The 506-nt window shown below is 64.0% G+C and carries 1 protein-coding gene; it reads right to left on the minus strand.

Features of this window, described 5'->3' with window-relative positions; all coding sequences use genetic code 11:
- Window positions 1-40: 40 nt before the first annotated feature.
- Window positions 41-506 (minus strand): DDE-type integrase/transposase/recombinase (locus P0D80_RS51110; RefSeq protein WP_408296590.1); only part of this gene is annotated, 466 nt, incomplete at its 5' end.

A 506-nucleotide genomic window follows, 5' to 3' on the forward strand; every position in this document is an offset into this window, starting at 1 on the left:
AGCAAGGCGGATCATGGCTTCCCACTTGGATAAGGTATCCTCATGAATTTGTGCTGGGGAGTTGCACACCTGCCCAGTCGTACCACGCAAGCAGACGCGCCCCGAGTTGCTGGCGATGACAGCTTGCGTTCATCCGGTGCCGGGGCAACGCGAAGTGTTGACGGATCGGACCCAAACGCGAGAGAAACGCCTGCGTGCGCCGGGGATCGCGGAAGCCCTGCATCTGACGCTCGCGCCGGCGCGTAGGCTGGTGGCTGTTTTCCGCGCGGTTATTGACCCGGGCAGAAGCTTTCACCAAGACGTGCTTCACGTCAGCCAGCTCCGGCACTTCCGCCTTCGCCGCCGGATAGCTGCGTAGCTGATCGGTCCCAATCTTTCTGGGCATCCCGTGGGCGCGCAGCACCCGCTGGAAGAAGCGTTTGGCCGCCGCCTTGTCGCGGCGCTTTTGCAGCAGCACGTCCAGCTTCGTGCCGTGCTCGTCCACCGCGCGCCACAGCACGTACGGC

Origin of the sequence: Paraburkholderia sp. RL17-373-BIF-A, assembly GCF_046030175.1 — a bacterium.
Taxonomy (GTDB): domain Bacteria; phylum Pseudomonadota; class Gammaproteobacteria; order Burkholderiales; family Burkholderiaceae; genus Paraburkholderia.